The following is a 13,341-nucleotide window of genomic DNA, read 5'->3' on the forward strand; positions in this document are numbered from 1 at the left end:
TACCCCGGGTCACGAGATCAAATCTCGATTGGTTAGCCGTCTGCGCCTAAGAGAACCGGTTCAACGGTTCTGCGGACGTCGTTCCAGAATCTGTCGAGACACGGTTATACCAGATATTCCGAGCGCGGCTGAGGACGTTCGTCCCATGCGAACTGGCCTGCGAACCGTGAAGCGATCACCGTTCTTCACTCTGTTCGAGGGGCGTCTCGTCGATCTCGCGAAACTGTCCCTCGTCGAAGGTATATAGCTCAGCCGGTGTCATGGCGATCGGCATGTCGTCGGGCCAACAGGTGGACGAGTGTGTTGTAGATGGACCCACACCTGGTTCCCGTTGCCCCAGGCGTAGAGGAAGCGATGCGCTTCTTCGTTGATCGCCCAAGAGAGGCCGGAGATCCCGGCGCAGAGCCGATCACCCATCAGGGTCGCTGCTGCGAGCCTGATCGGCCGGTTCGCCCCATCGCCGCGCCGTCTCAAGTGGGCGTCGACGTCTTCGAGGTCGACGTCGGCGAACTCGGCTGGATCGATCCCCATCGAGGACGCCAGCGGTCCGTACTCGCTGATCCGACTGCACCGGTTGAGCTCCGGCCGATTCGATGAACCACCGGACTCAATGTGGAGAACGTCGCCGCGGCACGAGATGTGCACGTTTCGAGCCGATTGTGCCAGACAGGCCGCCTTGCGAGAGTGCTCGTCGACCAGGAACTCAGAGGACGATGGCCTATCGGATTACCGATCTTGGACCACGGCACTGATCCCCGCTGCCCACGACGAAGAGAACGGGCCAACGCCACCGATCCCGCAACGTAGGCCCGTTTTCTCCTCGTATATGAGCAACTACCAGCCGCGCTCGGCGAACTGGATCGAGCGTGCCGGCTCGTCGACGTTGATGCCGACCATGGCCTCGCCCAGGCCACGCGACACCTTGGCGAGCACGTCGGCGTCGTCGTAGAAGGTGGTGGCCTTGACGATGGCGGCGGCCCGCTGGGCCGGGTTGCCGGACTTGAAGATGCCCGAACCCACGAACACACCCTCGGCGCCGAGCTGCATCATCATCGCGGCGTCGGCCGGGGTGGCGATACCGCCGGCGGTGAACAGCACCACCGGCAGCTTGCCGGTCTCGGCGACCTCGCGGACCAGCTCATAGGGTGCCTGCAACTCCTTGGCGGCGACGTAGAGCTCGTCGGCGGGCAGCGACGACAGCTTGCGGATCTCCTGGCGGATCTGGCGCATGTGGGTGGTGGCGTTGGAGACGTCACCGGTGCCGGCCTCGCCCTTGGAGCGGATCATGGCCGCGCCTTCGGTGATGCGGCGTAGGGCCTCACCGAGGTTGGTGGCGCCACAGACGAAGGGAACGGTGAAGTTCCACTTGTCGATGTGGTTGGTGTAATCGGCGGGGGTGAGCACCTCGGACTCGTCGATGTAGTCGACTCCGAGGCTCTGCAGGATCTGCGCCTCCACGAAGTGACCGATGCGTGCCTTGGCCATCACCGGAATCGACACCGCGGAGATGATGCCGTCGATCATGTCCGGATCGCTCATCCGGGACACGCCGCCCTGGGCGCGGATATCGGCGGGCACCCGCTCGAGCGCCATGACGGCGACCGCACCGGCGTCCTCGGCGATCTTGGCCTGCTCGGGGGTGACGACATCCATGATCACCCCGCCCTTGAGCATTTCGGCCATGCCGCGCTTCACGCGGGCGGTACCCGCCTCACGGGTCGCCTCGGTGGTCTGGGTGGTCTCGGGCGTGGTCACGGCAAACTCCTGTGTCATGTGCGCCTATGGGTCGTCAGCGGTAGAACGACACGATTCTAGGCGTGCCCCGAAGTGCCCTTGATAGCCAGTTGAACACGACTGGCCTTGCCACGACCAGGGCGTTCGTCGCGTTACGGCCGGACTGGACCGCTCGCGGCGCCGTGGGAGGACGAATTCGCCGGGCCCGATCCGGCGTCGACGGGCCCGGCGAACTGCCGGTTTCGATCAGATCGGGTTGATCACCAGCAACGTCGCCCAGTACTCCGCGGCGGCGGCGCCGATGATCGGCATCAGGAAATCGAACAGGATGTACGACACGTACTCATTCACCTCCACCCACCGAGTCGACCCTCGCTCGGCCGGTCAAACCGCATCGACGGTAGCACGGTGGTGAATCCGGTCACACCGAATGCGAAATCGCCTGGTCAGCGGATGGAACGGACCTCTGGGTCGGTGTCGGCGTCGGCGGCGGCCGCGGCTTCGGCGATGAGTTCGTCGAGGTGGTACGGATACACGGTCTCGCCCGCGGCGTCGAAGGCGGTGATGTCGGCGGCGGTGCACCAGCGGTGCCCGGTGATCGAGCGACGCTCGACGTAGGTGAGGTTGGCCGGACGCGGATCGAACTGCCGCACGCGCAGGGCGAAGAACAGTTCTTCGGAGCGGATGAGTTCACCGTTGAACGGGAACACCGCCACCCGCCGCCAGATCGGGCCGCGCAGCGCCGCCGGATCCGCGGTGTAGCCGGTTTCCTCGTGGATTTCGCGGACCGCCGCCGCGCGCAGGCTCTCCCCCGGCTCCACGCCGCCGCCGACGGTGAACCAGAACGAGACCTCGGGCACCTTCGGGTCGTTGCCGCGCATGAGCAGCACCCGGTCCTGCTCGTCGATCAGCACCGCGCGGGCCGAGGTGCGGATGGTGTCGACCTCGAGCCCGGTCGCGGCCGCCGGGGTGGCGCGCTCGGTGATCTCGAAATACGTGGGCAGCGGTGCGGTACCGCCCAGGTGCAGAATCCGCACCGGGCGCCGGGTACGCAGCGCGAGCGTGTCGCGGACGGCGTCGTTGTGGAATCGGCGCGCGATCAGCACCCTGGCCTCGGCGTCGGCGAGTTCGGCCACCAGTTGCGGACGCAGCTGCCCGATATCGACCGCGGACAGGGCGGCGGAAAGCCGATTCTCCACTGTTTCCCGATCGGCGCGTCCGGCCCGTTCGGCGCGGTCGGCCAGCGTGGACAACTGTTTGGCCTGCTCGGCGAGCGCCGGATCCGAGACCGGGCCCGCGATCGCCATCGCCACCGCCCGCGCCACCACCGCCCGCCGGGCCAGCGCGCCGTCGAGGGCCTGCCAGGACTGGTCCGAGCGCACATGCAGCCGGTCGAGCCGGTTGGCCGTGGAGTACGCCCACACGCCGATGGCCACGACCACCGCGGCGATCAGAGCAAGGACGAGAACCGTTGTCGCGGAGAAGGTGATCATCCGGCTGCCCTCACCCGGATGTCGCCGACGGTCACCGTCTCGTACACCCGCAGGATCTGTTCGGCCACCACCGGCCAGTCGTACTCGCCGACCACCTGGGTGGCTGCCCGCACGAGCTCGCTGCGCCGCGCCTCGTCGGTGAGCACGGTATCGAGTGCGGCGGCCAGTGCCACCGAATCACCGACCGGCACCAGCAGACCCGCCGTCCCGTCGCGCAGCACCCGCCGGAAAGCGTCGAGTTCGCTGGCGACGACCGCGGTGCCGGCGGCCATGGCCTCGATCAGGATGATGCCGAAACTCTCCCCGCCCAGATTCGGCGCCACATAGACGTCGGCGCTGCGCATCGCCGAGGCCTTCTCCGCATCGGAGACCTGCCCGAGGAACCGCAGATGCCCGGCGTGCGGGCCTGCCTCCCGGCGCAGCCGTTCCTCGTCGCCGCGGCCGACGATCAGGATCTCGATCTCCGGATGCCTGCGCACCAGTTCCGGCAGCGCCCCGAGCAGGACCTCCATGCCCTTGCGCGGTTCGTCATAGCGCCCGAGGAACAGCACCGTGCCACCGGATCGCGGATAGCCGGGCAGCATCGGGGCGCGGGCGAAGGACGCGACGTCGACACCGTTGGGTATCTCCACCGCATCCGAGCCGAGCGCCTCCACCTGCCAGCGCCGCGCCAGCTCCGAGACCGCGATCCGGCCGCTGATCTTCTCGTGATACGGCCGAAGCACGCCCTGAAAAGTGCTGAGCACCAGCGATTTCGTGGTCGAGGTGTGGAAGGTCGCCACGATCGGGCCTTCGGCGATCTTGAGCGCGAGCATCGACAGGCTCGGCGCGTTCGGCTCGTGGATGTGCAGCACGTCGAAATCGTTGCCGTCGATCCAGCGGCGGATCCGGGTGTAGGCCGTCGGACCGAACGACAACCGGGCGACCGACCCGTTGTACGGAATGGCCACCGCGCGGCCTGCCGAAACCACGAAATCCGGCAGCGGAGTCGAATCCGACGCGGGCGCAAGCACACTCACCTTGTGCCCGCGTTCGATCATCACCCGCGCCAGCTCGACCACATGCGCCTGCACACCACCCGGGACATCGAACGAATAGGGGCAGACCATGCCGATCTTCATCGCTGCGCAACTCCCCCACCGGTGTTCCCGCCGCGCGCGCCGGGCTCGTCCAGTCCGGCCTGCGCGGCCGCGATTCTGGACCGTCTCTGCTCGGACAGATCGTCTTCCCACAGCGGCTGCAGCATGTGCCAGTCGGCCGGATGAGCGGCGATATTCGCCGCGAACCGGTCCGCGAGCGCTTGTGTGGCCGCGGCGACGCCTGCTGAAACGTCCAGCGGTGCGCCGGTTTTCAGGCCCCAGCCTTCGACGCCCGCGTCGTCGACGGTGAACCAGGCATGTACCGGCATCAGCGCCGCGCCGGTCTCGATGGCCAGTTTCGCCGCGCCGGCGGGCATCCAGGTGCGCTCGCCGAAGAAGTTCACCGGCACACCCTTGCCGGTGAGGTCCCGCTCACCCATCAGGCAGACGATCTTGTTCTCCCGCAGCCGCGCCGCCAGTTGCGGAAACGGCGGTTGCTCGCCGCCGGTGAGCGGGAACACCTCGAAACCGAGGCTCTCCCGGTAGGCGACGAACCGTTCGAACAACGATTCCGGTTTCAGCCGTTCGGCGACGGTGGTGAAGGTGCCGTAGTTCTGCACCAGCCACATCCCGGCCATATCCCAGTTGCCCGAATGCGGCAGCACGAAGATCACGCCGCGGCCATCCGCCAGCGCGGCATCCAGATACGGAATGCCTTCCACCGGCATCCGGCCGGAGGACGCCAGCGCCGCGTGGTCCATGGTGGGCAGCCGGAACGCCTCGCGCCAATACCGAGCGTAGGAGCGCATACTCGCGCGCATCAGTTCGTCCGGCACGGCGTCCGGGGCCAGGCCGAGCACCCGGGCGAGGTTGCGGCGCAGCTGGTGTGGGCCGCCGCCGCGCACCGCGCGGTCGGCGCCCCAGTCGAACAGTCTGCGGGCCGTCGGCTCCGGCAGCGCGCGCACGACGCGCCAGCCCGCTGCGTAGGCGCGGTCACTGAATGCACCCTTGACCCGGCCGGCGAAGCCGTCCTCGGACTGCATGGGCGCAGGGCGGGTCTCGGTCGCGGTCACGACCGCCGCTCCGGGTCCGTGGAACCCTCGGCCTGTGCCTGCGGCGGCATCATCGGGATGATGTCGCGCGCCCCCGCCGAATTGCGCACCGCCAGCACGCGCTGCAGCACCGTCACGATGCTGAGCACCGCGAGGATCCACATCGCGACGTGCACCGCCCAGGTCAGCCATTCGATCCCCCAATATCCGCCGATGCCGGTGAATCCCGCGCCCACCAGCACGATGACCAGCCGATCCGGGCGTTCGATGAGCCCGCCGTCGGCGGACAGGCCGCTGGCTTCGGCCCTGGCCTTCGCGTAGGAGATCACCTGCGAGGTCACCAGCACGACCAGGGTAGCGAACAACAACGGCTTGCTCTGCTCGTGATAGACCGCCCACCAGGCCAGACCACCGAAGATCGCACCGTCGGCGACCCGGTCGCAGGTGGCGTCGAGCACCGCACCATATTTGGTGCCGCCGCCGCGGGCCCGGGCCATGGCGCCGTCGAGCATGTCGAACATGACGAACAGCCAGATCACCATGGTGCCCCAGAACAGGTGACCGGTCGGGAACAGCGTCATCGCCGCGATGATCGAGGCGGCGGTGCCGATCAGGGTCATCGCGTCGGGAGTGAGGCCGGTGCGCACCAGTGCCCTGCCGAGCGGCGCCGTCGCTTTGGCGAACGTCGCGCGACCGAAGATGCTGAGCACCGATCTACTCCTCGTCCCAGGCCGCGGCGAGCAGCGCCCTGGTCTCCCTGAGCAACTGGGGCATCACCTTCACCCCGCCGACCACCGTGATGAAGTTCGCGTCGCCGCCCCAGCGGGGCACGATGTGCTGGTGCAGGTGGTCGGCCAGCGATCCACCCGCCACGCCGCCGAGATTGAGCCCGACATTGAACCCGTGCGGCCGCGAGACCTTCTTCATCACCCGGATCGCCTGCTGGGTGAACTTCATCAGCTCGGCGCTCTCGGCCTCGGTGAGGTCTTCCAGGTTCGCGACGCGGCGGTACGGCACCACCATCAGGTGACCGGGGTTGTACGGGTACAGGTTGAGCACCGCGTACACCAGTTCACCGCGGGCGACGACCAGGCCGTCCTCGTCGGTCATCTTCGGGATGTCGGTGAACGGGTGCCCGGTCGCGTCCTTGGGTGTGGCGGTGGCCGCCTCCGCGATATAGGACATCCGGTAGGGCGTCCACAGCCGCTGCAACCGGTCGGGTTCGCCCGCACCGTGATCGACGATGTCGCCGCCGTTGTCGGTGCCACGCAGCGCGGCGGCGCCGCTGTCGCTCATCGACGCTCACCGCCACCCGCGGGCCGGATCTCGAAACCTTCCGCGGTCGGCGAGCTGTTGTCGCGCCGGGCGATCCAGTCGACGATGGTCTCCACCGCGTCGGCCACCGGCACGCCGTTGACCTGGGTGCCGTCCCGGAACCGGAAGCTGACGGCGTCGGCGTTCACGTCACGCTCGCCGGCCAGCAGCATGAACGGCACCTTCTGCGCGGTGTTGTTGAAGATCTTCTTCTGCATCCGGTCATCGCTGCGGTCCACCTGCGCGCGCACTCCGGCCTCGTGCAGCAGCTCGATCACCCGGTCCAGGTGCGGCGCGAAGGCCTCCGCGACCGGGATGCCGACCACCTGCACCGGCGACAGCCACGCCGGGAACGCGCCCGCGTAATGCTCGGTGAGCACACCGAAGAAACGTTCGATCGAACCGAACAGGGCGCGGTGGATCATCACCGGACGCTGCTTGGTGCCGTCGGAGGCGGTGTATTCGAGGTTGAACCGTTCGGGCAGGTTGAAGTCGAGCTGGATGGTCGACATCTGCCAGGTGCGCCCGAGCGCGTCCTTGGCCTGCACCGAGATCTTCGGCCCGTAGAACGCGGCGCCGCCCGGATCCGGCACCAGCTCCAGGCCGGAGGCCGCGGCCACCTTCGACAGGGTCTCGGTGGCCTCCTCCCAGATCTCGTCGGAGCCGACGAACTTCTCCGGATCCTTGGTCGACAGCTCCAGGTAGAAGTCGTCGAGGCCGTAATCCTTCAGCAGATCCAGCACGAAGTGCAGGGTGTTGGTCAGCTCCGCGTGCATCTGCTCCTTGGTGCAGTAGATGTGCGCGTCGTCCTGGGTCATGCCACGCACCCGGGTCAGGCCGTGCACCACACCGGACTTCTCGTACCGGTACACCGAGCCGAATTCGAACAGCCGCAGCGGCAACTCCCGATACGACCGCCCGCGCGAGCGGAAGATCAGGTTGTGCATCGGGCAGTTCATCGGCTTGACGTAGTAGTCCTGGCCGGGCTTGCGGACGGTGCCGTCCTCGTTGTACTCGGCGTCCAGGTGCATCGCCGGGAACATGCCGTCGCGGTACCAGTCCAGGTGACCGGACACCTCGAACAGATGACCCTTGGTGATGTGCGGGGTGTTGACGAACTCATAGCCGGCCGCCACATGCCTGCGCCGCGAGTACTCCTCGAGTTCCTTACGGATGATGCCGCCCTTGGGGTGGAACACCGGCAGGCCGGAGCCGAGCTCGTCCGGGAAGCTGAACAGGTCCAGCTCCAGGCCGAGCTTGCGGTGATCGCGGCGTTCGGCCTCGGCCAGCAGATGCATGTACTCGTCGAGCGCCTCCGGCGACTCCCATGCGGTGCCGTAGATGCGCTGCAGGTCCTCGCGGTTCTGATCGCCACGCCAGTAGGCGGCGGAACTGCGGGTGAGCTTGAAGGCGGGGATGAACTTGGTGGTGGGGATGTGCGGGCCGCGGCACAGATCGCCCCACACCCGTTCCCCGGTGCGCGGGTCGAGATTGTCGTAGATGGTCAGCTCTTTACCGCCGACCTCCATCACTTCGGGATCGTCGATGCCGGACTTGTCGCTGATCAGCTCCAGCTTGAATGGTTCGTCGGCCAGCTCGGCCCTGGCGTCCTCGACCTCGACCACCCGGCGCGAAAACCGCTGCGCGCCTTTGATGATCTTCTTCATCCTGGATTCCAGCTTGGCCAGATCCTCCGGGGTGAACGGCTTGTCGACGCGGAAGTCGTAGTAGAAGCCGTCCTTGATCGGCGGGCCGATGCCGAGCTTGGCTTCGGGAAATTCCTGCTGCACCGCCTGGGCCAGCACATGCGCGGCCGAATGCCGGATGACGCTGCGCCCGGCCTCGGTATTGGCCGCGACCGCGGTCACCTCGACGTCGACGTCCGGGGTCCAGGACAGGTCCTTGAGATCGCCCGCGGCGTCACGCACCACGACGATGGTCTCCGGTCCCTTGGTCGGCAGGCCCGCCTCACGCACCGCGGCACCCGCCGTAGTCCCGGCCGGCACCCGGACGAGGGCGGCTGGGCTGAGGGGGGCTGTGGTGGTCACGGCTGTGCTCTCCTTGGTTCCCGCGGCCGGTCTCGGTCCGGCTCGCTCCGGTGTCGGGCAGCCGTTCACTCCGGTTCTGTCCGGCGTGTGACGGCTGGTCCGTCGATCGCAGGCCGGGTGGAACCCGGCCGCGACCATGCTATCGGGAGGTCCGCGCTCATGTGACGACGGACCGGGCGCCGATCAGCCGCGCGCGGCGGTCTGGGCGAGCAACCGCTCGCGTTCGGCGCTGGGCCGTTTCGGGCAGGAGGTGCACATCTCGCATCCGGGTACCTCGTAGACCAGGCAGCAGGAGATGCGGCGGACGAACGTGCGCTCACCGATCTCGACGAACCGTGGCGCGGGCAGCTTGCCGCCGATCTCGCCCGCCAGTCGGGTGCCCGCTTCGGGAACGCCCGCGTCGATCGCGCGGTTGCCGATCGCGTCGGCGACCACCGCCCACAGGGCCGGCGGCTTCGCCCCGGAAACGGCCGCGACCTGGGCGATCACCGCCGCGAGCGTATCCCGCAGCGCGGTCCCCGCCGCTGAGTGCGCCGGGCCGGACAGATCCTGATCCACCACCGCCCCGCTGTCGTGGATTCCGCCTGGTTCCGAGACGACGGTCTGCACGCCGCCCTCGACCGACCCGGCACGCTCGCCGGTCGCCGCGCCATCGCACCGGCTCTGGTCCTCCTCGCGGCCGGCGTGGGCAGTGGCCGAGGCGCCGCCGGTCCGAGCGAGTTCATCGGTGCACTCCGCGGTCGAACCCGACACCGGGCCGGCAGTCTCATCGACGACGTGGGCCGATCCGTCGAAGACGATGCGGTCGACGCCGCCGTCGGGCCGTACCTCGCATCCGATGCGGTCCAGCCGTGCCAGCGGCGCGCGCTCACCGGCGGCGTAGGCCCGTGCGATGGGCTCGACCAGCGCCGAGGCCACCATGCACCACCACAGGGTGCCGCCGACGCGCGCCGCGCCCGTCCCCCAGGAGCGCCCCATCTCCGCGATGCGTGCGGTCAACCAGTCCGGGTCGGTGAGCATCCGGCCCGGGACGGTGTTCACGACATCAGGGGACTGCGCAACCATGGCCATTCGACTCCGATCCAGCCGCCGATCAATCCGAACGTTCCGAGAACCCACAGGGTCGCCACGACGAGCGCGGCGGTGGCCAGCGCGGCCACTGTCTTGAACACCGGTCCGCGGGCGCCGTACCAGGCCATGACCTGCCGGTATCGGTCCCGCAGCCAGCCGAGGGCGCGCCGCGCCCAGGAGAATTCGGTGGCCAGGATGCCGAGACCGGCGAAAACCATCGCCCAGCCGGGGCCGGGATAGGGAATCGCGACGATGCCGATGACGAGCACAATGGTCCCGACCAGCGCTACCCCGATCCGGTAGGCGAGGTTCAGGGTAGGTCGAGCGCTCACCCGATTCCGGAAGGCGCGCCAGGGGCCGGGCTTGGTGGACTGTTCCGGGTCCAGCTCGATGCTCACATTCCCAGCCTAAAGCGCCGCCGGGCATGGTCCCCGCGGATGTGCGCGTTGCGGGAGCATCCGCGCAGGTAGATCCCTTGTGCACCGTCGCTGCCGGGCACCGCCGCACCGCGGCCCGCGCCCGCTGTGCGCGCACCCGTCCATCCGCTCGGGATGGACGGGTGCGCGCTGCTCGCTACCGGCGCCTCAGACGAGCGCAGCGGCAACGCGACGACCGGATTCATCGATATGTGCGATCCCGTCGACGCTCACCTCGATCACTCGCGCGCTGGCGATATCGAAGAACAGCCCCGACACCGTCACCCCACGCTCGGCGACCGCGCGGCTCACCACCGGATGCTGCTGCACATGCTCGAGCTGCACCGCGATATTGACCATGCTGAGCTGATCCACTTCACCGAAGCCCGCGGCCGCGGCGGCGCGGCGCACCGGGTGGCCTGCGCGGAAGCGGTCAAGGCTGGGCCGGGCGTGTTCGAGCCAGGCGTCGATCTCCGGTCCGCAGGACTGCTCGTTGTGCAGCGCCGTCATCGCTCCGCAGGAGGAGTGACCGCACACCACCACCGAGCGCACGCTCAGGTTCTGCAACGCGAACACCAGCGCCGATTCCACCGAGGCGTCGCCGGTTTCGGGCACCAGATTGCCGACATTGCGCACGGTGAACAGATCGCCCGGGCCACTGTTGGTGATGATGTTGGGCACGATCCGCGAGTCCGAGCAGGTCAGGAAGAACGAGTCCGGATCCTGCCGGTCGCGCAGTTCGTCCAGGTGCGGGCGCACCAGGTGCGCGTGGCCGCGGTGGTAGGCGGCGATACCGCTGACGATCGGGTCGTGGACGTCATCGCTGCCCTTCTTCTCGTCGCGCTCGCCCACCCGCCAGGGGCCGAGCACGTCGTCGAGCACGACCCGGCCGAAGCTGCGGGCGGGCGGCGCGCTCGTGGCGGCTTCCATCCGCGCCGAGCCGATCTCCACGAAATCGACCGAACCGCCGTTGGCCTCGTGCTGGCGGGCCCAGTCGATGATGGCCTCGTAGGCGGCGTGGTCGAGGAAATCGACGGTCATCTCGACGGTGACATCCACTCCCGCCGGCACTTTCGCCAGGGTCGACGACAGTTTCGGCAAGGCGAGGAAGGTGCACGACCCGTCGATGCTCACCAGCCAGCGATCGCTGCCCGTGAGCGGTTTGGCGTCGATGACCACGCGCACGACCCGCCACAGCAGCAGCGCGAAGGCCAGCGCCAGACCGATCAGCACGCCCTCGAGCAGGTTCAGGAAGACCACCGCTGCGATGGTGACCAGGTAGACCAGCAGGTCCCCGGTGCGGTGCGCCATCTTGATGTGGGCGATCTTGACCAGCTGCACGCCGATCACGATCAGCAGACCGGCCAGCGCCGCCAGCGGAATCTGCTGCACCAGTCCGGCGAGCGCGACCGAGAACAGCAGCACCCACACACCGTGCATGACCGCCGACGCCCTGCTGCGCGCACCGGCCATCACATTGGTCGAGCTGCGCACGATGACGCCGGTGACGGGCAGGCCGCCGAGCAGGCCGGAGAGCATATTGGCCGAGCCCTGGCCGATCATCTCGCGGTCGAAATTGGCCCGCGGGCCGGTGTGCATCTTGTCGATCGCGACGGCCGAGAGCAAGCTCTCCACGCTGGCGATCAGGGCGAAGGTGAGGATCATGATCGCGACGGCGGACCAGTTCCCACTGGGGATCTCCGGCAGGGCGATCGCGTCGAACAGGGAGCCCTCCAGCTTGATGCGCGCCACATCCAGGGGCAGCACCAGCGAGAGCACAGTGGCGAGCAGGATGGCTACCAGCGGCCCCGGCACCACTCGAATGCGTTGCGGCACATACTTCCACCCGAGCATGACCGCGATGACGACCAGACCGATGAGGGTTCCGCCGACATGCAGCGAGCCCAGTTGGGCGGGCAGGGTGGAGATATTGGCCCAGGCCGAGCTCTCCGAATCACCGCCGAGCAGCACATGCACCTGCTGCAGCGCGATAGTGACACCGATACCGGCGAGCATCGCGTGCACCACCACCGGCGCGACGGCCAGTGCGGCGCGGGCAATGCGGCTCAAGCCGAACAGGATTTGTAACGCGCCGGCCGCGACGACGATGAATCCGGTGACGCGCCAGCCGAATTGGTTGATGGATTCGGCGACGATGACGGTGAGACCGGCGGCCGGGCCGCTCACCTGGAGCACGGAGCCGCCGAGCGAACCGGCGACGATGCCGCCGATCACGGCGGCGATGAGCCCGGCGGCGACGGGCGCACCGGAGGCGTAGGCGATGCCGAGCGAAAGCGGCAGCGCGACAAGGAAAACCACGATCGAAGCGGGCAGATCGTAGCGCAGGACAGAGGACAGACGGTCGGACAGGGCGGATCCGGACTCGGACTCGCCTGGCGGCGACAGCGGCGGGTTCGGATCGATCTTGGTAGCCATTGTTCTCCTTCGCCGACTCGGCAAGCGCCGAGGTCGGTTGACGATCAACATGTCCAGTCGGGCAAGGACCGCGAACCGGCATCTCGCGGTGAAGAGGCACTCCCGGCACGGCAGCGGACCGAGATTTAAACCACAACAAGGATATTAGTAAAGACTTAGCAAAGCCTGAGAAGTGGACATTTCGTACGTTTCACCACAATCCACTCAGAGCGTGTGCCGTCTCACAATCGTGCACCACCGTGGCGCGAGCTTCCTGAACACTCGGCCCGAATAGGCGCCGATCGAGCGCGCCGCCCGTGCCCGCCGAGTACGGCCGGACCGGCTGCGGCACCGTTATCGCACGGAGTTCAGCAGCCGCCGGACGGTACGCACGCGCCGCAGACCCGCCGCCCGCGCGGCCATCCGAAGTTCCTGCGCTGCGGGCGAATTCGCCTGGTCGAGAACATCGCGACAGGCCGGTCGAGGGGGCAGCACGCGGCGGCCCTGATAGGACGAGGTCCGTGATGCGGGATCGGTGTCGGTCGACATATTTCTCCTTCGCCGGTCCGGCGTAGGCCGATCCGGTTCATCGGTGGAACATGCACTGGCATCGAGATCGAGCGCGGGCGGCGCGGACCTTGGTGACAGCCGAGACGCCCGGGCAACGCGGAACAGATCGATAGTAAAGACTTACCAAAGCTCCCGAAAAGGCTTCGGGC

Annotated in this window: 10 protein-coding genes; all 10 read right to left on the reverse strand. The window is 68.0% G+C overall.

Annotation, left to right across the window (positions count from 1 at the left end; translation table 11 throughout):
- Positions 1 to 834: 834 nt before the first annotated feature.
- The 10 genes from pdxS to AC4HOU_RS04460 all read right to left on the reverse strand — a co-directional run bounded on the left by pdxS (position 835) and on the right by AC4HOU_RS04460 (position 12,643).
- The gene (gene pdxS, locus AC4HOU_RS04415) at positions 835 to 1,773 is read right to left on the reverse strand and encodes a pyridoxal 5'-phosphate synthase lyase subunit PdxS (protein ID WP_490724147.1); all 939 of its coding nucleotides are present in this window, start codon (positions 1,771 to 1,773) and stop codon (positions 835 to 837) included.
- A gap of 407 nt (positions 1,774 to 2,180) precedes the next feature.
- On the reverse strand, positions 2,181 to 3,224 hold the full coding sequence (locus tag AC4HOU_RS04420; protein ID WP_490724251.1) for an NUDIX hydrolase: 1,044 nt from the start codon (positions 3,222 to 3,224) through the stop codon (positions 2,181 to 2,183).
- Positions 3,224 to 4,348: a glycosyltransferase family 4 protein gene (locus AC4HOU_RS04425; protein WP_163814334.1), complete on the reverse strand. Its 1,125-nt coding sequence runs from the start codon at positions 4,346 to 4,348 to the stop codon at positions 3,224 to 3,226. Before AC4HOU_RS04425 ends, AC4HOU_RS04420 begins: the two co-directional genes overlap by 1 nt.
- Complete coding sequence (locus AC4HOU_RS04430) at positions 4,345 to 5,349, reverse strand: phosphatidylinositol mannoside acyltransferase (protein WP_163814393.1); 1,005 nt, start codon at positions 5,347 to 5,349, stop codon at positions 4,345 to 4,347. The genes AC4HOU_RS04425 and AC4HOU_RS04430 overlap by 4 nt, the downstream gene beginning before the upstream one ends.
- Positions 5,350 to 5,375: 26 nt before the next feature.
- On the reverse strand, positions 5,376 to 6,068 hold the full coding sequence (gene pgsA, locus AC4HOU_RS04435) for a phosphatidylinositol phosphate synthase (protein WP_490724148.1): 693 nt from the start codon (positions 6,066 to 6,068) through the stop codon (positions 5,376 to 5,378).
- 4 nt (positions 6,069 to 6,072) lie between these two features.
- Positions 6,073 to 6,654, reverse strand: coding sequence for an ATP adenylyltransferase (locus AC4HOU_RS04440; RefSeq protein ID WP_163814336.1), 582 nt, complete (start codon positions 6,652 to 6,654; stop codon positions 6,073 to 6,075).
- Positions 6,651 to 8,720 (reverse strand): threonine--tRNA ligase, encoded by a 2,070-nt coding sequence (gene thrS, locus AC4HOU_RS04445; RefSeq protein ID WP_490724149.1) that lies wholly within the window; start codon positions 8,718 to 8,720, stop codon positions 6,651 to 6,653. The genes AC4HOU_RS04440 and thrS overlap by 4 nt, the downstream gene beginning before the upstream one ends.
- Before the next feature lie 183 nt (positions 8,721 to 8,903).
- The gene (locus tag AC4HOU_RS04450) at positions 8,904 to 9,761 is read right to left on the reverse strand and encodes a (2Fe-2S)-binding protein (RefSeq protein ID WP_490724150.1); all 858 of its coding nucleotides are present in this window, start codon (positions 9,759 to 9,761) and stop codon (positions 8,904 to 8,906) included.
- On the reverse strand, positions 9,758 to 10,189 hold the full coding sequence (locus AC4HOU_RS04455) for a TIGR02611 family protein (protein ID WP_195019653.1): 432 nt from the start codon (positions 10,187 to 10,189) through the stop codon (positions 9,758 to 9,760). The genes AC4HOU_RS04450 and AC4HOU_RS04455 overlap by 4 nt, the downstream gene beginning before the upstream one ends.
- A 186-nt stretch (positions 10,190 to 10,375) precedes the next feature.
- A complete protein-coding gene (locus tag AC4HOU_RS04460; RefSeq protein WP_163814339.1) occupies positions 10,376 to 12,643 on the reverse strand; it encodes a SulP family inorganic anion transporter in 2,268 nt (755 codons plus the stop codon).
- Positions 12,644 to 13,341 lie beyond the last annotated feature (698 nt).

It is taken from the genome of Nocardia sp. JCM 38205, assembly GCF_058222935.1.

What these genes read in the sequence shown, in the direction of transcription:
- pdxS (WP_490724147.1), bottom strand. Translation starts at nt 1,773, where the DNA reads ATGACACAGGAGTTTGCCGTGACCACGCCCGAGACCACCCAGACCACC.
- AC4HOU_RS04425 (WP_163814334.1), bottom strand. Translation starts at nt 4,348, where the DNA reads ATGAAGATCGGCATGGTCTGCCCCTATTCGTTCGATGTCCCGGGTGGT.
- AC4HOU_RS04430 (WP_163814393.1), bottom strand. Translation starts at nt 5,349, where the DNA reads ATGCAGTCCGAGGACGGCTTCGCCGGCCGGGTCAAGGGTGCATTCAGT.
- AC4HOU_RS04440 (WP_163814336.1), bottom strand. Translation starts at nt 6,654, where the DNA reads ATGAGCGACAGCGGCGCCGCCGCGCTGCGTGGCACCGACAACGGCGGC.
- AC4HOU_RS04460 (WP_163814339.1), bottom strand. Translation starts at nt 12,643, where the DNA reads ATGGCTACCAAGATCGATCCGAACCCGCCGCTGTCGCCGCCAGGCGAG.